Consider the following 17633-nt stretch of genomic DNA (forward strand, 5'->3'; position numbering starts at 1 on the left):
ATTGGCGCGGGGAGAGCCGGTAGGCCTCAGGGATACCGGGGGGCCGGGAGAAGGAGCGGGGGCGCAGCGGCATTGGCGCGGGGAGAGCCGGTAGGCCTCAGGGATACCGGGGGCCGGGAGAAGGGGCATTGGCGCGGGGAGAGCCGGCAGGCTTCATGGATGCGGAGGTGCGGGGAGGAGCGTTGGTGTGCAACGGCATGGGGGCAGGGAACGGCAGGCCTCGGGGATGCAGGGTTGTGGGGAGGAGCGGCGGGGCGAAAACGGCGTTGGCTGAGTGAGAATCGGCGGGGAAGGTAAGCGGCCGGAGGAATGTGTGCCGCGGGACAACGGCCAAAGTGGCCTGACGCAAGGAAAGCTTGTCGGCTATGACTTCTGGGCGCGACCAACCGCGGCCGCGGCGGCGGCGTCGATTTTGTCGTAGTGGTTGGCGGCGGCTTCGAGACCGGCTGCTACCGTGGTGAGTTCGCCCATTTTGCCGGCGTAGTTTTGTGCCCACCGCGCTGCGAAGCGGGCGAAGCCGTCGGCGGAGGCGCCATGGCCCATGGCGTCGGGTAGGTGGGACACCAGGCTACCCAGGCGTTCGGTGGCGTCGATTCCCCGCTGGGCGAGTGCTCGCGCTGTGCCGGCGGCCGAGCGTAACGCGGGTGTGCGGACGGTCACTTCGTCGCTGTGTCCACTCACGACAGTATCTCCTTGATGAGGATGGACCAGGCATCGCGGGGGCGTAGCGGGGTGAAGGTGAGGGTGGCCGGATCGGGGGTGCTTTTGGTGACCTGCCAGAGGCCGGCCGGGCCGGAGTCGGTGACGTGAAGGGACTTGACGGTCGTGTCCGGGGACGCTGCGGTGACTCGCCAGGACGAGCGGCGGGAACGGATGACGGCAGCCAGCTGCGGCACTTCGGCCGAGCCGGCCTCGGCGGCGCGATAGACAGCCAGCGGCACCTGGATCAGCGTGCGGCCCTGCGGTGGGCGGTTGCGGCGCAGGCCCACCAGATGCGCCACCAGGTAAGGGATCAGCACGGGTTCGGCGGCGGACAGCTCGGCTCGGCCGTCGCCGGTCGCGACCGCCAGCACCGCCGCGCGTGGCGTTGCCCAGATCCGGTGGTTCACCGGGGGGTCCGCGGAAGTGTAGAGCTGTACCAGTACCCGAAGAGAAGGGGCCGCAATGGTTTGAAGCATCTCGGTGGCGGGCTCGGGCAGGGACGGATCCGCCGGAGTCACCGTGCCAAGCTCGGCGTCGGTCACCACCAGACGCAGCCGGGCGGCATCCCATACCGGCATCTACCTCACCCGATCCCAAAGGCGCGGCCCAGGGAGCCGACCGGGTCGTCGGTGAAGTCGTTCCAGCCGTCGGAGATCTTGTCGTCGATGTCTGTCACGCCCTCGTAGAAGTCGTCCCACATGGCGTCGGGCAGGGAGGCGAGTCCTTCGTCATGAACCCGATCGACGACCTCCTCGCCGAAGATCTCGTCGGGGCTGCCGCCGATGACCTCGTCGACCATGGCGGCGTCGCCTTCGTTCATGTCGCCGAAGATGTCCAGCTGTCCATCCGGGTCGACGAAGACGCGTTCGTACCATTCCCGGTCGCCCTCGGTGAAGTCGTTCCAGGCTTCCCCGAGCGGGGTGCTGTCGAAGTCCACTTCGAACCAGCCGGCCACGGTGTCACCGGCCCGGTCCCAGAAGCCGTCACCGCCGGACGCGCCCTGCCAGAATTGCAGCAGCGGGCCGGGAGTCAAGCCCTGGGCACACGAAGCATCGGCCTGCGACGCCACATCGACGGCCTTCTGCAGCAGCTTGGCCACCTCACCGGCGGCCTTCGTCATCGGCTCGCGATCGGCGTCGCTGGAGAAGAACCAGCCGTCGGGGAACGCCACCGACCCGTCCGTTTCGAGGTGCAGCCCGGCTCGTCGGGCCAGGCTCTCGGCCTGCTTGACCAACGCCTGCGCCTCGGTCAGGCCGTCGGCGAACCGCAATAAGTGATCTTCGCCGGTGGCAAGCAGATCGAGTTGGGTGAAGGCTTCCTTGCCGGTGAGGCGCAGGCGCTCATCGGCCGCGTCGGCGGCCGGCCCCTGCCAGTCGGCCCGCAACGGCTGGCGGACCTTGGTTTGCAGCTCGTGGTCCAGGTCGCGCAGGTCGTCGCCGAGCCGGCGCAGCTGCCGCGCCGCCTCGACCACGGCATCGACATCCACCGCTCGAATCTGAGGCAGGTCCACCATTTGAAGCTAAGCCTCATCGGCACTTCCGGCCATCCTCGGCGGCGCAGACTTTACAAAGAACTATGAGAGCCGGCCGCTAGTTGATGCCGCCCACGACGGCGCGACCTTGATTGGCGGCAGCGATGAAGAACCCAGCAAGGTCGATATCGTCATCGAACTCGTCGTCGGGCTCGTCGGCCGTGCCGCTGACCGGCCATCCATCGGCGACGAGCCCGGCGGCGACCGCGCTCACGTCGCGCGGGCTCAGCGCGAACGCAGGGCCGTAGGTGAAGTCTTCGTAGTCAAGCGATTCGGTGCCGCCGGTGGCTTGGTCAAACCATTCCTTGGACTCCAGCGCTTCCGCTATCGCACTCAAGGTTCGGTAGTCGGCCTCGAAGAGATCGGACCCGGCATCGAAGGCCGCTGACAGGTCTTCTGGCATCGGGCTCTCGTCCTCTCCCAAGACCCCGGCGAGCAGGTCGGGATCGGCCCGCACCGCGTCCAGCAAACCGACTTCGATCTTCGCGAGCATCAGCCACATCGACATGGCTCAACACGTTCCCCGAATCGCGACGCGGTTGTCAACCGTAGGGGTCAGCCCAGCTTCGCGGCGACCTCATCGGCGATCAGCTGGAACGAACGCACCCGGGCGTCGATGTCGTAGACCATTGTGGTGAGCATGAGCTCGTTCGCCTGGGTGCGCTCAAGAAGCGCGTTGAGCTGGGCGGTAACCGTGGCCGGTGAGCCGAGTGCCTGCCCGGCACGGCGTTGTAGGACGAATTCACGTTCTGCCGGTGTGTACGGGAACTCCGCGGCCGCCTGCGGTTTCGGCATCCGTCCCGGCTTGCCCTGGCGCAGCTGGAGGAAGGCCAGCCCGACCGGTCCGGCCAGATATTCGGCCTCCTCGTCGGTGGGCGCGCAGATCGCGCTGACGGCGACCATCGCGTAGGGCTCGTCGAGCCATGGTGAGGGCTCGAATGATTGCCGGTAGAGGGCCAGGGCATAGTCGGTGTTGCCGGCGCTGAAGTGGTGCGCGAACGAAAACGGCAGCCCCAGCCTTCCGGCCAGCTGAGCGCTGAAGTCGCTGGAGCCGAGCAGCCACACCGCCGGCTGGTCACCGCGCCCGGGCACGGCCACCACCCGTGGCGTCCCGGTGCCCGTCGCGAAGTAGCTGAGCAGCCTGCCCAGCTCCTGCGGAAAGTCGTCCACGGAAAGGCCGTCGACGCTGCGGCGCAACGCCAGCGCGGTGACCTGATCCGTTCCCGGCGCTCGGCCGATGCCGAGGTCGATGCGGTCGGGGTGCAGCGCGACCAGCGTGCCGAACTGCTCGGCGACCACCAGCGGGGCGTGGTTGGGCAGCATCACCCCGCCCGAGCCGAGCCGGATGGTCGAGGTGGCCGCGGCGAGATGGGCCAGCAACACCGCCGGAGACGAGCTGGCGATGCCCGGCATGTTGTGATGTTCGGCGACCCAGAAGCGGCGATAACCCAGCTCTTCGACGCGCTGGGCCAGCTGCGTCGTGCGGGCCAGCGCCTCCACGTTCGTGGCGCCCTCTTCGACAGGGGCAAGGTCAAGAACGGAAAGCGGCACAGTCGTCACACTTGATTCCAGCACAGGATGCAGCCGAGCGTCGCGCGAGATCCGTCACGTTTACAGATCGACTCCGATCGAAGACTGGGGGTAGCGTGAGCCAATGGTGCGACGATCGAAGAGCATCTTCCTTGGATGGAGTTTCTGTCTATTCGCGGCACTTATCGGACCCGTCCCGGCGCAGGCCGCAGGCTCTCTGACGTGGCAGCCGTGCCCCAGTGAGCCGGGCAGCAGGCTGGAGTGCGCGAGGATCTCGGTGCCGCTGGACCATTCGCGAACCCGGGGCCGAAAGATCGAGCTGGCGCTGACCCGGCTGCCGGCGGCCGATGCGGCGCAACGCCGTGGGGTGCTGCTGACCAACCCCGGCGGGCCGGGCGGCAGCGGCACGTTCATGCCGGAGTACGTGGCGTTCCTGCTGGCCGCCTATCCGGCGGTCATGGCGCAATACGACATCGTGGGTTTCGACCCGCGTTTTGTCGGCGAGTCAACGCCGGTGACGTGCGGGCTGACCGGCAGCGATATCACCCTGTTTCGCTGGCCTGGGCCGGGTGGCTTCGCCGCCGACGTGGCCGCCACCCGATCGGTGGCGCAGGCATGTCAGCGCCACGCGGGCTGGGCCATTCCCTTTGCCACCACCGAGGATGCGGCCCGCGACATGGATCTGATCAGAGCCGCCATGGGCGAGCGCCGTGTTTCTTATCTTGGATATTCATATGGTACGACGCTGGGCCGCGCCTATATGGCGCTGTTCCCGCAGCGGGTCGACCGGTTCGTGCTCGACAGCAACACCCACCCGACCCGCACCGGGCGCGACGCCTACCGGCAGTTCGGGCAGCAGTTCGAGCGGATGCTTTGGCAGTTCAGCGGTTTCGCCGCCGACGGCGGTTACGGCCTGGGCGAGGACGCCAGATCGGTGCGGGCCACGTTCGAGGCGATCCTCGCCCGCGCGGCTCAGGCGCCCATCGAGTCGGGCGAGCTGACGTTCAGCCTCACCGACATCCGTGAGATCACCTTCCGCCTCCTTTACGCGGAGAACCGCTTCGATTGGCTGGCCCGTTTCCTTGTCGCCATGCGTGACGCGCAACCGCTGCCGGCCGACATCGAGTTCCTGGCCAATGTCCGGGGCTGGGAGACACCCCCGCCGATCGACAACGGGATAGCCACCTTCTTCCTGATCGCTTGCGCCGACGACGCCTGGCCGCGTGACCCGGGCCGCTATGAACGGGAGCTGCGCATCGACAGCAGGCTCTACCCGTTCGTCGGGCCGCCCTTCGCCAACATCTGGACGTGCGCCTTCTGGCCGCGGCTGGATCGCTCACCCTCCACTGTGGACGGAAGCCGGGTACCGGCGCTGCTCATCAACTCCACCGGCGATCCCGCGACCCCCTACGACGGGGCCGTGGCGACCCGGCGGATGATGCCCAACTCCAGGCTGGTCAGCGTGCCGGTCAGCCATCACGCGGTGCTCGGCGAGTATCCCAGCCCATGCGTGGAGCAAGCGGCGGTCGCCTACCTGACCGAAGGATTGCTCCGCGACCGGTCCTGCCCGGCCACCCCCGAGCCGGAACTGACCGCGCTACAGGCCCGCCGATCGCTACCACGGCTGGGGGTGATGGCCCTCGGGTAGCAGGTCCGGGCGGGCCAACAGGCCTGGCGGTCGGCGGCGCGGCTGGGCGTGATGGCCCTTGGCAGCAGGATCCGTGGGCCGGCCGCCCGCGCTGCGGGGCCCTGGCGGCGAGGCTGGGCGTGATGGCTCACGCTTAGCCGCGCGGCGGGCTAGGCCGGCTGTCCCGGGAGGGCCAGGGCGAGGGCGAGGGGGCCGTCCAGGAACATCAGGCCGCGCTGCGCGAACTGGGTGAACGCTTCCTCGATGGCGGGCAGTGGCAGGTCCAGGCGAAGCCTTTCGCGTACCGCGGCGGCGGTGGTGGGGCGGTCGCTGCAGGCGAGGTAGATGTCGGCCAAGGTGCCGTGGAACCTATATGTGCCTTCGGATCCTTGGTGCCGGCCGTCGTAGATCTGCAGTGAGCCGGGGGTGGCTTGGTAGAGCAGCACCGGCGGCCCCGCCTTCCACACGGCCGTCCACTGCTCGACCGCGGCTCGAAGGGCGTCGTAGGCGTGGTCGGGCAGGGCATCCTGGATTTCGTAATCGAAGAAGTAGGCGACCCGGTCAAGGTCGACGCTGCCCGGGTAGACGTGTTGGTAGCTGGGTTCGGGGGCGCGATCGCGCACCCCGAACCGTTCTGCGTCGCGATACAGCGGGCTGAAGCGCTCAAGCCAGACCCGGTCGGCGCTTGCGGGCGGTTGCAGGTGCACCAGGTGCGCGGCGACCGCCGCCTGCTGCGCATAGTCCTGTGGCGTCTCGCCGGGGAACCCCCACAGGATCGCCCATGCCACGTCGATGCCGTAGTAGCGCGCCCAGCGCAGCACGTTGACGTTCTGGGCGGCGCGAACGCCCTTGTCCATGAGGCGCAAAACGTTGGAGCTCAACGATTCCAGGCCGGGCTGCAGGTGGGTCACGCCGGCCTTGGCCATCAGCTTGAGCTGGGCGCGGGTGAGGTTGGCCTTGACCTCGTAGAAGATTTCGTATTTGGCGCGGCTTTCAGCCAGTACCGGAAAAAATTCTTTGAGGTATCTCATGTCCAGGATGTTGTCGACGGCTTCGAATCGGAAGCTGCCGTGGCGCTGGGCCTGAGTGGCGAGCTCGGCGAGCACCCGAGACGGTGACTTGGCGCGGAACCGCATCGTGGTCGCGTTGAGGCCGCAGAAGGTGCAGTGATGCTTGGCGCCCCACCAGCAGCCCCGGGAGGACTCGAACGGAATCCAGACGGCGCGGCGCTCAGCGCGGGGTACCAGGCCCAATTTCTCGGCGCGGTCGAAGTACTCGGCATAGTCGGGGACGGGCAAGCCGTCCAGGACTTCCTGGGGCGCGGCCGGTGCGGTGGCGACGACCCGGCCATCGACCCGGCAGGCGACTCCCGGAATCGCCGCGGGATCGGCGCCGGCGGCCAAAGCCTTGAGCAGACGGGGAAAGGCGGTGTCGCCTTCGCCCACGACGGCGATGTCGATGCAGTCGATCGCGCGCACCAGCTCCAGACCCATCTCGCCGTCGAAGTTGGCTCCGCCGAAAAGCGTCACGATCGCGGGGTAGCGCTCCTTGAGCCGGCGGGCGAGCGCGAACGATGCGATGTTCTGCTGGAAGGTGGAGCTGAAGCCGACGGCCCGCATCTCGTGCCAGGGCAACGCTTCCAGGAGGGAGTCGAGGAAGGGGCCGACGTCGCGTTCGCGGGTGCGCCGCAGCCGGTCGCGCAGCCGTTCGTCGGCCACGCGCGTCAGCAGCTTTCCCTCGTGATCGGGGGCGGCCTCGCCGAACGCCTCGACCGCGAAGAGCCAGTCGCCCACCATCGGTTCGCGCCACTGGGCCAGGGTGCGGTAGTAGTCCACCCCGATGCGGGACGCGAAGTCGAGGTTGGCGTGCAGGGTGCGGACGGGAAAGCCGTGCGCTTGCCCGATCGCTTTGAGCAGCCCGAGCTGGATCGAGGGCCGGTCGACGTCCATGAACGGCATCGACACCAGAACCGTGGGAAACGGTTCTGGTTCAGCCATTGCGGCCGATCTTGAAGATGGTGCCCATCATCACGCTGAGCCCGTTGGCCGGGGTGCCGGCGCCCTCGACGGTGCCCGGGGTGAACGCGGTGGCGAACTGGTCGTGAAAAGACATGGTGGGATCCGTGCCTTCGACCACGGCCCCGGGCTCCGCCTTGTTCGCCATCGCGTTCGCGGCCACGGTGACGATCGCGGACAGCAACGCCTTCTGCCCACCGTTGAGGCGGAGCCCGTCGAGGGCGTCGGCGAGGCCGGTGATGTCCGCTTGGCTGATCTCGATGCTGCTCATTCAGTCTCCTGACGGTTTTAGGAATTCATATCGAAGGTATATGAAACGGGCGCGTCAGCCGCCTGCTTTGAGCCTGTGTCGGACTTCCTCGGCGGCCGGGTGACCCAGCTGGTCGAGGATGCCCAGCGCGTGTTGCCATGCGGCACAGGCCGATTCGGTGTCCCCGGCGGCGAAGTGGGCATCACCCAGCGAGGCCGACGTGTCCGCCTCGTTGTAGCGGTCGTCGAACTCGTGGTAGAGGTCTCTGGCTGTCCGGTAACAGCCGACCGCCTCGGCGTGCCGGCCCAGGTGATGGTTGGCGTAACCGAGGCTGTCCCACGTTTCGGCCTGGCCGAACCGGTCACCGAACCTCTCCTGTAATTCCAGGGCCAGCCGGCAATGGTGCAGGGCCTCCTCGTAGTCGCCGAGAAGGGCATGGAACCAGCCGATCGCGTTGAGCGCCCTGGCTTGCCCGGCCCGATGGCCGGCCGCGCGGAACAGGTCCAGCGCTCGCCGGGCGTAGCCGATCGCCTCCCGGTGCAGTCCCTGCCTGTCCAGCATCCAGGAGAAGTAGCGGTGCACATGGGCCTCGCCCACGGTGTCGCCAGCGCTTGAGTAAAGGTCACGGGCCTGATCCAGGTGGGGGCGAGCCTTCTCGTAGCAGCCCAGCGCGATGTAGTCACCACCGAGGAAACGGTGGGCGTAGGCCTGCTGCAGCGGATCGCCCAGGCGGCGGGCGGCCTCCAGGGCGGCGCTGAGCGCGTCGATCGAGTCGTGCCAGCGTCCTTGGTAGGAAAGGAAACGCCGCAATGTCCGGGCCAGCTGCCAGACTTGGGCGTCGAGCCCGGTCGACTGGCGGATGGCCGCCAGCATCACCGGTTGTTCGGCGGTGAACCAGGCCAGCGCCTGGGCCCGACCGGCCAGGTGCTCCAGGGTGATCCCCGGCGGAGGCTGCGTCGGCGACGCCACATCATCGGGGTGCGGGTTGAGCAGCCTGTCCGCGTGGTAACCGCTGTGCACATAGTGGTCGAGACCGCGGCCGATGGCGGCCGACCGCTCAGGATCGGTGTCGATGGCGAGGGTCTGCTCGGCGGCGTAGGCGCGCAACAGGTCGTGGCAGGCGAACCGGCCCGGAACGTGCTCGGCCACCAGATGCGCGCGGGCCAGCTCGGCCAGCAGCGGCCGCACCTTGGCCACCGGGATCCCGGCCAGGCTAGCCGCCGCGGGCGTGGCGACATCGGGGCCGGAATGCAGGCCCAGCAACCGGAACACCCTTGCCGCCGCCGGGCTCAGCTGCCGGTAGGACCAGGAGAACACGGCCCGCGCGTCGATGGCCGGGTCGGCGCTGGCAAGCTCGTCCAGCCGCCCAGTCGCCTCGCGCAGCTCGTCGGCGAGCACGGCGAGGCCGAATCGGGGATGGATGGCGGCTCGGGCGGCCACGATGGACAACGCCAACGGGAGCCTGGTGCACGCGGTGATGATGGCGTCCACCGCCTGCGGCTCTGCGGTCACCCTGGACCCGCCGAGGCGGCGGGCCAGCAGCTCGCGTGCCTCCGTGGTGGTGAGCAGCTCCAGGGTCACCGGGTGAGCGCCGGCCGCCACCAGGCTGGCGAGCTGGTTGCGGCTGGTGACCGCCGCCAGGCAGCCCGGTGAGCCGGGCAGCAGCGGGCGAACCTGCTCGGCGTCGCGCGCATTGTCCAGCAGCACCAGCACTTTGCGGGTGGCGAGCAGGCTGCGGTACAGGCCTGCCTGTGCTTCCAGACCGGCCGGGATCCGATCGGCCGGCACCTCGAAGCCATCCAGCAGGGCCCGCAGCGCCTCCGCCGCGGTGACCGGTGACCCGGTCGGGTCGAACCCCCGCAGATTGAGGTAGAGCTGCCCGTCCGGGAACCGCCCGGCGACCCGATGGGCCCAGCGCACCGCGAGCGCCGTCTTGCCGATCCCGGCAGTGCCATCGATGACAATCATTGTTGTGGTACCGGGTTCAGCCAACAAAGCATCCAGCCGGTGCAGCTCCCGGTCGCGCCCGGCGAAGCATGACACGTCCTGCGGCAGCTGGGCGGGTGTGGCCAGGGCGGGCGCGACGGTCACCGGTTCCGGCCGGGCCACGGCCGGCAGCTCACCGCGCAGCAGCGCCTGGTGCAGGGTGCGCATCTCCTCGCTCGGATCGGTACCAAGCTGATCGGCCAGCCGCTGGCGCAGACCCGAGTATCGGTCAAGGGCCTCGGCACCCCGCCCGGCGGCGTGCAGTGCCCGCATCAGCAGGCCCTCCAACGGTTCCACGAGCGGGTGCTCGGCGACGAGATCGGGCAGCACGCCGAGCACCGTGGCCGGGTGGCCCAGGTTGAGCTCGGCGCGCGCCCAATGCATCGCCGCGTCCAGGCGCTGCTGGTCGCAGCTGGCCCGCACCTGCGCGGCCCACTGTCCGGTCAAGGCGGCCAGTGGCCTTCCCCGCCACAGCGCCAGCGCCTGGTGCAGCGCCGCGGAGCGGGCGGCGTCATCGCCGCGCGGGTCGCGGCCCTGCTCGACCAGGCGCCGGAACCGGTGCAGGTCAACCAGATCCGGGTCGACGTCGAGCACGTAACCGGCGTGCCGCCGCTCGATGTGCGCCACGGCACCCCCGGCCACCTGCCGCAACAGCCGCCGGATCCGGCTCAGATGCGAGTAAAGAACGTTGCGTGCCTCGGTCGGCGTGCCGTCGGCCCATACCCGATCGATGAGGGTCTCCACCGCCACCGGCCGGCGCGCGTCCACGAGCAACGCGGCCAGCACGGCCTGCTGTCGCGGGGTCCCCACATCGAGCGGCTGGCCTGCTGCCCACACCGCCACTTCGCCCAGTAGCCGGAACTCGACGTGGCCGATGTCCATATACCTAGATGCTTACCTGTCGATGAGATCCACCGCAAGGTCCGCCGCCACGGGTGGATTACTCGCCGCTCCCGAACAGGCTGTAGGAGCCGACGACATCGAGGCTGTCGATCTGCGGCGGGCCGTCCACCCAGTCCTTGAGCCGTTCCACGAACCGCTGGTACTCCGGCAGGTGCGGCCGTGGATCCGGCGCACCATCGGCCAGCTCGAACAGGATCACGAAGGTCGCCTCGCCGTTCACCCGGGTCGACGCGTAGCGCACGCCCTCGGGACGCACCCGATTCAGCGTCGCGAACAGGTCTCTTACCGCGGCTTCGGCCTCGTCGAGGCGGCCGTCCTTGACCTTCTGGCGCACCATAGTCACGCTCATTTTCGTCTTCCTCCTTCACTTTTGCGTGGTCGAAGGAAAGACGACACAGGCTTCCGAAACGTGAGGCGATGCGCCCGGCCTCACGTTTGGGTGCGCTGTCTCGTCATAGAGGGGTGAGCATGAGTGAACGGCGTCAGCTGATCAATCTCGCCTACCGGCTCCTCGGTTCGCTTGCCGATGCTGAGGACGTCGTGCAGGAGACCTACGCCCGCTGGTACGCCATGTCGCCGTCGCAGCGGGCGGCCATCGAGTCCCCGGCCGCCTGGCTGACCACGGTCGCCAGCCGGGTCTGCCTGGATCTGCTCGGCTCCGCCCGCGCGCGGCGGGAACGCTATGTGGGGGAATGGATTCCGGAGCCGGTGCCCGATCAGGCGGAGTGGATCAGTGGGCGTTCCGCGGGCGCGGCGGCCGATCCGGCCGACCGGGTCACCCTCGACGAATCGATAAACATGGCTTTCCTGGTGGTGCTCGAGGTGATGACCCCGGCCGAGCGGGTCGCGTTCATCCTGCACGACGTGTTCCGCTATTCCTTCGCCGAAGTGGCCGAGATCGTCGGCCGTACCCCGGTCGCGTGTCGCCAGCTGGCCTCGTCGGCCCGCCGCCGGCTGCGCGAGTCGCAGGTTCCGTTGACGCCCACCGCGCAGCGAGCCGACATCGTCAGGGACTTCAAGCAGGCGTGGGAGGCCAAGGACATCGACGCCCTCGTCGGCCTGCTCGATCCCGGCGTGACGATGGTCGCCGACGGCGGTGGCCTGGTCCCGGCCCAGCTGCGGCCGATCGAAGGCGGCGCGCAGGTGGCGAGCTTCCTGATCCAGATCGCCGACCGCGCGCTGGACCTGACGATCCTGCAGCGCACGGTCAACGGCCAGCCCGGTCTGGTCGGCTTGCAGGACGGCGTCACCGTGACGGTGATGGCCTTCGACGTGACCGGTGAAAAGATCAAGCACATCTGGGTGGTACGGAATCCCGACAAGCTCAAGCCCTGGACGGCGCGCTGACTATCCGGCCGGGTTGGCCTCCTCGCGCACGGATTGCAGCAGCAGCTGCGACACGTCGACCACCTGGACATGGTCGGCCGCCTTGCCCTGTGACTTGCGGGAGGCGACGCCGTCGGTGAGCATCACGATGCAGTAGGGACAGGCCGCCGCGACCACGTCCGCTCCGGTGCCCAGCGCCTCGTCGGTGCGCGTCTCGTTGATGCGGGTGCCGATCGACTCCTCCATCCACATGCGGGCACCCCCTGCGCCGCAACAGAATGAGGTCTCCTTGTTGCGTGGCATCTCGTTGAAGGTGAGACCGGGGACGCTGCCGAGGATTTCCCGGGGCGGGCTGAATATCCGGTTATGGCGGCCCAGATAGCACGGGTCGTGGTAGGTGACGGTCGCGTCCACCGGCCTGGCCGGCACCAGCCTTCCCTGGGCGACCAGCATCGACAGCAGCTGGGTGTGGTGCACCACCTCGTAAACGCCGCCGACTTGCGGGTACTCGTTGGCCAGCGAATTGAAGCAGTGGGCACACGTGACGACGATCTTCTTGGCGCCCACCGTGTTGAGCACTTCGACGTTGCGCTGCGCCAGCTCCTGGAAAAGCAGCTCCTGGCCGAGCCGGCGGGCCGGGTCTCCGGTGCAGCGCTCCTCGCCGCCGAGCACCATGAAGGACACCCCGGCCTCATCGAGCAGCTGGGCCAGCGCACGCGTGGTCTTCTTGGCGTTGTCGTCCAGCGATCCCGCGCAGCCGACCCAGAGCAGGTACTCCACATCGTCGGGGATCCGCTCCTCGCCGAGGACCCGCACCTCGAAGCCGAGCCCTGACATCCATTCCAGCCGGGCCTTCGCGCCGCGCCCCCAGGGGTCGCCCGCGCGCTCCAGGTTGCGCAGCATGGTTTGTGCCTCGGGCGGGAAGGACGACTCGATGAGGACCTGATAGCGGCGCATGTCGACGATGTGGTCGACGTGTTCGATGTCGACCGGGCACTGCTCGACACAGGCGCCGCAGGTGACGCAGGACCAGAGCACATCCGGGTCGATGACACCGCCGGCCTCGGGCAGGCCCACCAGCGGCCGGCCGGCTTCGGCGAGGACGTTGCGGGGCAGCTTCGCGCGCTCCTCCTCGGAATCGGCGAGCAGATAGGGCCCCTTCGCCAGGGCGTGGTCGCGCAGGCTCATGATGAGCAGCTTGGGGCTCAACGGTTTGCCGGTGTTCCAGGCCGGGCACTGCGATTGGCATCGGCCACATTCTGTGCAGGTGGCGAAGTCGAGCATGCCTTTCCACGTGAAGTCCTCGATGGCGCCGCGGCCGATCTTGTCGTCCTCGCCGGGGTCTTCGAAGTTCACCGGCTTGCCGCCGGAGTAGACCGGCAGCAGTTCGCCCAGACCGCGCGGGCGGCGGGAGAACGCCACGTTGAACGGCGCCAAGAAGATGTGCAGGTGTTTGGAGTTCACCACGATGACCAGGAACGCGAGCACCACGCCGAGCGAACCAACCACGCCAACGGTTTCCAGCACGTCATTTACGCCGCGTCCGAGCGGGGCAAGCCAGCCGGCCACGATCTCGGAGGCGAAAGCGCCACGCTCGAACGGAAAGTTGCCGGTATTGATCTGTGCGCCTCGGTACAGCAACAGGGTCCACATGACATTGAAGATCATAAGTAGCACGACCCAGGCCGCGGCCGTGTGCGACCCGAAGAACCGTGAGCTGCGGCCCTGCCGCTGCGGCGTGGAGCGCAATCTGATGATTGCGAAGGCGGCGAGGCCGGCCAGCACCGCGACGGTGAACAGGTCTTCGAGGAAGCCAAGCCAGGCTTGGGTACCAATCAAAGGTATATGGAAATCACGGTCGAAGAGCGCGCCGTAACCCTCCAGCAGGGTGGCCCCCAGAATGAGGAACCCCCAGAACACGGCGAAGTGCGCGACCCCGGGGACGCTCCATTGGAGCAGCTTGCGCTGCCCCAGCACTTCGGTGACCACGGCCCACAGGCGCTTTCCCGCCTGGCGCAAGCGGTCTGGTTCTACCGGCTGGCCAGCGCGCCCAAGCTTGTAAAGCGTCAGGACACGCATGCCGGCCAGGGTGAACGCCGCTGCGGTGATCGCCAGGCCGAGAATGAGCCGCACTTCCACTTATGCCTCCGATGAGTTCTTGCGTCGATGGATCTCGGCCAGCAGCTCGGGCACCACCTGGTGCAGATCGCCGACGATGCCGAAGTCGGCGAGCCCGAAGATGGGCGCATGCGGGTCCCGGTCGATGGCCACGACGGTCTTGGCGCTTTGCATGCCGGCCCGATGGCGCACCGAGCCGGAAACCCCCATGGCCAGATAGAGCAGCGGATGCACCACCTGGCCCACCTGATCGATCTGCCGGCTGCGCGGGCACCAGCCCAGCGCGGTGGCGGTATGCGACCCGCCGGCGCAGCCGCCGAGGGCTTGGGCGACCTTTTCCACCAGCTCAAAGGAATCCTGTGAGCCGATCCCGCTGCCGCCCGCGACCACCACGGCGGACGCGCTCAGATCGGCCTGCGGGCCGGACCGCGGAATCTGGGCCACCACACGGGCGGCAGGCGGCCGCGCGGGCAGCACAATCTCCACATTGGACACCACCGGCTCGGCCGGGGCGGGCTCGGCGCAGATGGCCTCGGTCTTCACCGTGTGCACCGGGATGCCCCGGATCACCCTGGACTCGACCAGATACGACCCGGCCAGGGCTTCATGCACGGCGACCGGGCCTTGCGGCCCCATCCAGAGGTCGACGGCATCGGTGATCAGGCCGCAGTCGAGCCGCACCGCGAGCCGCCCGGCCACCTCCTGACCGGTGTGCCCGGCGGCGATCAGGATGGCCACCGGGCGCAGCTGCGCCGCCAGCCTCACCAATGCCTCCACGCCCATGAAAACTGTATAGTCGCCGCACGCGGGCGACGGAATCGCGTAAATCGCCTGTGCGCCATAGCGGCCGAGCGCCGCGACGCTTTCCGCGTCGGCCGGGCCACATAGGACAGCCGCCGGTGCACCAAGCCTTCGCGCGACGGTGAGCAGCGCATCAGATGAGCGGCACACGCCGCCATCGGCACTGTGCCGATCCGCTAGCACCAACACCGTTTCCACGGGTTCCTCCCGACCGTGCGTCACCGTTGACGCGGGCTATAGGAAATCGCGCTCCGCCAAGAAATCAGCCAACTGCACGGCAGCAGCGGGCGCCTCGCACTCGATCACTACCCGTTTCTTGCCGGTGGCGGGCCGCACCGCCTGGACCGTGGCCGCGGCCGCGGCCAGCCCGGCATCGGAGCGGTCGATGCCCAGACGCGACAGCGACCAGGTGCGCACGAGCTTGTGTCGCGCCTGCATGATCGCGGCAAACCTCGGATAGCGGGGAACGGCGCAGCGTTGCGTCACTGAGACCACCGCGGGCAGCTCCGCGGCCAGGATCTGAGCGCCGTGGCCGTCGTGGCGGCGAATCTCCACCCGGCCATCGGCCGCCCGTACCGAGTCGGCGAAGCAGAGTGCCGCCACCCCAAGGCGTTCGGCAACCATCGCCGGCACCACGGCCATGCCGGAGTCGGAGGAGGCCGCGCCGCACAGCACGAGGTCGAAACCTATCCGCTGCACCGCGGCCGCGAGCACGCGCGAGGTGGCCAGGGCGTCACTGCCGGACAGCTTCTCATCCTGGATGTGGATGCCCTCATCGGCGCCGAGCACCAGCGCCCGTTGCAGAGCCACCTTAGCCTCCGCCGGACCCATGGTCACGGCCGTGATCTGCGCATTGTGGTGGCGCAGCGCTATTCGCCAGGCCAGCTCGACCGCACCGGCGTCGGCCTCGTTGAGCTGCCCACGCCGGCCCGCCCGCGACAGAGTGTGATCGGCTGCGAAGACGAGGCCGCCGGGCGCGCACGGAACGTGCTTCACCAGGACCGCAATCCTCATGCCAGCCGCCTCGGGTCGGTTAGGGACCTTGACACTTCGCCTGAGTGTAGAGCGACTCACCGGTAACTAATAGGGTCTATGTTCACCTCACCAGCCTGGGATGCGGCATCCGCCAGCCCTCGGCCAGCCGTGATGGGCCCACATTGGAACCGCCGCCGAAGAACTCACAGAACTTCATGATGAGCGGGTCCCAGCCCACCGGGTCGACGTAGTCCTTTCCCGGAATTTTCAAGCCTTCTTCCAGGTACGCCCGTACGACGCGGACCTCGATGGCCGTGCACCGATCGCCGAAGGGGTGGGCCTCGATCACCCGGCACTCCAGCTGAATCGGGCACTCGGTCACCCGCGGTGGTGCGACCACTTCGGACCGTTGGGCGGTGAGTCCGGCCACCGCGAACTTGTCGGGCTCGTAGACGTAGCCCATCGCCGCCTTCCGCTCGGGTACCGGGTGGGCCCCGGTGGTCAGCGCGAGCCGGTCGACCGCGTCTGCCAGCGTCGATGGGGCGAGGTTGAGCACGCATTCGCGCTCCCGCAACAGGTTCGCCGTCGTGTGACCGGCGTTGCCCAGCCCGAGCATGCAGGACTGCCCCAGCCACCACGCCGACGACATCGGAGCTAGATTGGCCGTGCCGTCCTCGTTGCGGGTGCTGATGAGCACGACCGGGGTGCCGTAGTAGTGAACCTTCAAGTCAATGGCGCGATGCATACGATCTAGCTTGCCCAGCCCCGGCTGATGTTGCTGGCGGCTTCCGGACACGGCATTGAGCCCCTAGGTGAGGGCCTGGCGAATTCGGTGATGGTCGTGATAGTCCCGTGTTTCCACTATTTGTCCATTGCGTACTCTGAACAGCTGGATGTTCGATACGCGTTGCGTTTTGCCGGTCGTGGTCACCGAGAGCAGGTAGTCGTACTCGGCGATGATGACTTCCGCGTCGGCGGTCTGGTGGATGACGACGTTCTCGACGGTGAAGGCCAGGGGCGCCAGCGCCGCCGTCGCCAGATGCGCTTCGATCGCCGGCCGGCCGTGCAGCCGGACCGGCTCCGGCAGCGCGAACGGCATGTCGACCACGGCGTCCTCGGCGTAGTGCGCGGCCAGCTCGTTCCAGCGACGCTGGTGAATGAGCTCGGTGCGGAGGGCGAAGATTTCCTGTGCGGTGAGGTTCATGGCAGACTCCTCCAGACAGAAGCGGAGCGATCACTCCGCTACGGCCGAACTATACGGAGTGTTCACTCCGCTTGTCGAGGGGGATCGGTGCGGGCCGACGCGCAGCGCAATCGCAGCCGGTTACTGGCGGCGGCCGAGGAAGTGTTCGCCGCCAAGGGAATCGGGGCACCCGTCGACGAGGTGGCCAGGGCGGCAGGAGTCGGCATCGGCACCCTGTTCCGGCACTTCGCCACCAAGGAGGCGCTGCTGGAAGCGGTCTACGTGGCCCGGCTGCAGCGGCTGACCGACCAGGTCAGCTCCCTGTCCGGGGCCCAGGATCCGGCCGCCGTCCTGACGGGCTTCTTTGCCGATGCGGTTCGCTCATCGGGTACCAAGATGGCGCTCGCCGCAGCGCTTGCGGAAGCGGGGATCGCGGTGGACGCGGCCAACGCGAGCTACGGCTCCGCCCTGCGCCAGGAGCTCGGCGCGCTGTTGACCCGGGCGCAGCAAGCCGGGGGCATCCGCGGTGACATCGCGGTTGGCGAGTTCATCAGCCTGCTGGCGGGTACCTCGCAGGCGGTCTCCGGCCACGACGACGCCACCCGCGACCGGATCCTCAACGTGGTGCTGGATGGCCTGCGTGCCGGCGACACCCGGTAGGTGAATGCCGCCGGCCGCAGAGGGTA

17 protein-coding genes are annotated in these 17633 nt (G+C 68.4%); 3 read left to right on the forward strand and 14 right to left on the reverse strand.

What is annotated here, in order from left to right; all coding sequences use genetic code 11:
- Window positions 1-363: 363 nt before the first annotated feature.
- The 5 genes from Rhe02_RS20470 to Rhe02_RS20490 all read right to left on the reverse strand — a co-directional run bounded on the left by Rhe02_RS20470 (window position 364) and on the right by Rhe02_RS20490 (window position 3793).
- The gene (locus Rhe02_RS20470) at window positions 364-681 is read right to left on the reverse strand and encodes a WXG100 family type VII secretion target (protein ID WP_203909893.1); all 318 of its coding nucleotides are present in this window, start codon (window positions 679-681) and stop codon (window positions 364-366) included.
- Entirely contained in the window at window positions 678-1280 is a 603-nt protein-coding gene (locus Rhe02_RS20475; RefSeq protein ID WP_203909894.1) for a hypothetical protein, read from the reverse strand. The genes Rhe02_RS20470 and Rhe02_RS20475 overlap by 4 nt, the downstream gene beginning before the upstream one ends.
- Window positions 1281-1285: 5 nt before the next feature.
- Complete coding sequence (locus Rhe02_RS20480) at window positions 1286-2188, reverse strand: WXG100 family type VII secretion target (protein ID WP_203909895.1); 903 nt, start codon at window positions 2186-2188, stop codon at window positions 1286-1288.
- Window positions 2189-2291: 103 nt separating this feature from the next.
- Complete coding sequence (locus Rhe02_RS20485) at window positions 2292-2741, reverse strand: hypothetical protein (protein ID WP_203909896.1); 450 nt, start codon at window positions 2739-2741, stop codon at window positions 2292-2294.
- A gap of 47 nt (window positions 2742-2788) precedes the next feature.
- A complete protein-coding gene (locus Rhe02_RS20490) occupies window positions 2789-3793 on the reverse strand; it encodes an LLM class flavin-dependent oxidoreductase (protein ID WP_203909897.1) in 1005 nt (334 codons plus the stop codon).
- Between the two features lie 247 nt (window positions 3794-4040).
- Between Rhe02_RS20490 and Rhe02_RS20495 the strand changes: the two genes are divergently transcribed.
- The gene (locus Rhe02_RS20495; protein ID WP_203909898.1) at window positions 4041-5411 is read left to right on the forward strand and encodes an alpha/beta hydrolase; all 1371 of its coding nucleotides are present in this window, start codon (window positions 4041-4043) and stop codon (window positions 5409-5411) included.
- Window positions 5412-5560: 149 nt separating this feature from the next.
- Here Rhe02_RS20495 and Rhe02_RS20500 read toward each other — a convergent pair whose 3' ends face one another.
- Genes Rhe02_RS20500 through Rhe02_RS20515 form a run of 4 tightly spaced genes read right to left on the reverse strand, consistent with a single transcriptional unit; the run spans window position 5561 to window position 10893 of the window.
- The gene (locus Rhe02_RS20500; RefSeq protein WP_203909899.1) at window positions 5561-7387 is read right to left on the reverse strand and encodes a RiPP maturation radical SAM C-methyltransferase; all 1827 of its coding nucleotides are present in this window, start codon (window positions 7385-7387) and stop codon (window positions 5561-5563) included.
- Entirely contained in the window at window positions 7380-7676 is a 297-nt protein-coding gene (locus Rhe02_RS20505; RefSeq protein ID WP_203909900.1) for a hypothetical protein, read from the reverse strand. The genes Rhe02_RS20500 and Rhe02_RS20505 overlap by 8 nt, the downstream gene beginning before the upstream one ends.
- Window positions 7677-7730: 54 nt before the next feature.
- Window positions 7731-10523, reverse strand: coding sequence for an AfsR/SARP family transcriptional regulator (locus Rhe02_RS20510; protein WP_203909901.1), 2793 nt, complete (start codon window positions 10521-10523; stop codon window positions 7731-7733).
- Window positions 10524-10581: 58 nt separating this feature from the next.
- Window positions 10582-10893, reverse strand: coding sequence for a putative quinol monooxygenase (locus Rhe02_RS20515; protein ID WP_203909902.1), 312 nt, complete (start codon window positions 10891-10893; stop codon window positions 10582-10584).
- Window positions 10894-11012: 119 nt separating this feature from the next.
- Here Rhe02_RS20515 and sigJ point away from each other — a divergent pair, with 119 nt between their 5' ends.
- The gene (gene sigJ / locus Rhe02_RS20520; protein WP_203909903.1) at window positions 11013-11891 is read left to right on the forward strand and encodes an RNA polymerase sigma factor SigJ; all 879 of its coding nucleotides are present in this window, start codon (window positions 11013-11015) and stop codon (window positions 11889-11891) included.
- Here the strand turns inward: sigJ and Rhe02_RS20525 are convergent, their stop codons facing one another.
- From Rhe02_RS20525 to Rhe02_RS20545, 5 genes are all read right to left on the reverse strand, one after another.
- Window positions 11892-13949, reverse strand: coding sequence for a (Fe-S)-binding protein (locus Rhe02_RS20525; protein ID WP_203909985.1), 2058 nt, complete (start codon window positions 13947-13949; stop codon window positions 11892-11894).
- 60 nt (window positions 13950-14009) lie between these two features.
- Complete coding sequence (locus Rhe02_RS20530; RefSeq protein ID WP_203909904.1) at window positions 14010-14987, reverse strand: electron transfer flavoprotein subunit alpha/FixB family protein; 978 nt, start codon at window positions 14985-14987, stop codon at window positions 14010-14012.
- A 36-nt stretch (window positions 14988-15023) separates the two neighbouring features.
- The gene (locus tag Rhe02_RS20535) at window positions 15024-15803 is read right to left on the reverse strand and encodes an electron transfer flavoprotein subunit beta/FixA family protein (RefSeq protein ID WP_203909905.1); all 780 of its coding nucleotides are present in this window, start codon (window positions 15801-15803) and stop codon (window positions 15024-15026) included.
- An 82-nt stretch (window positions 15804-15885) separates the two neighbouring features.
- Window positions 15886-16509, reverse strand: a complete 624-nt coding sequence (locus Rhe02_RS20540; RefSeq protein ID WP_203909906.1) for a flavin reductase family protein — start codon at window positions 16507-16509, stop codon at window positions 15886-15888.
- Window positions 16510-16572: 63 nt separating this feature from the next.
- Window positions 16573-16968, reverse strand: a complete 396-nt coding sequence (locus Rhe02_RS20545; RefSeq protein ID WP_203909907.1) for a nuclear transport factor 2 family protein — start codon at window positions 16966-16968, stop codon at window positions 16573-16575.
- Window positions 16969-17055: 87 nt separating this feature from the next.
- On the opposite strand from Rhe02_RS20545, the gene Rhe02_RS20550 reads away from it, so the two are divergent.
- On the forward strand, window positions 17056-17607 hold the full coding sequence (locus tag Rhe02_RS20550; protein ID WP_203909908.1) for a TetR/AcrR family transcriptional regulator: 552 nt from the start codon (window positions 17056-17058) through the stop codon (window positions 17605-17607).
- The last annotated feature ends 26 nt before the right edge of the window (window positions 17608-17633 follow it).

This window comes from Rhizocola hellebori (assembly GCF_016862955.1).
GTDB lineage: Bacteria > Actinomycetota > Actinomycetes > Mycobacteriales > Micromonosporaceae > Rhizocola > Rhizocola hellebori.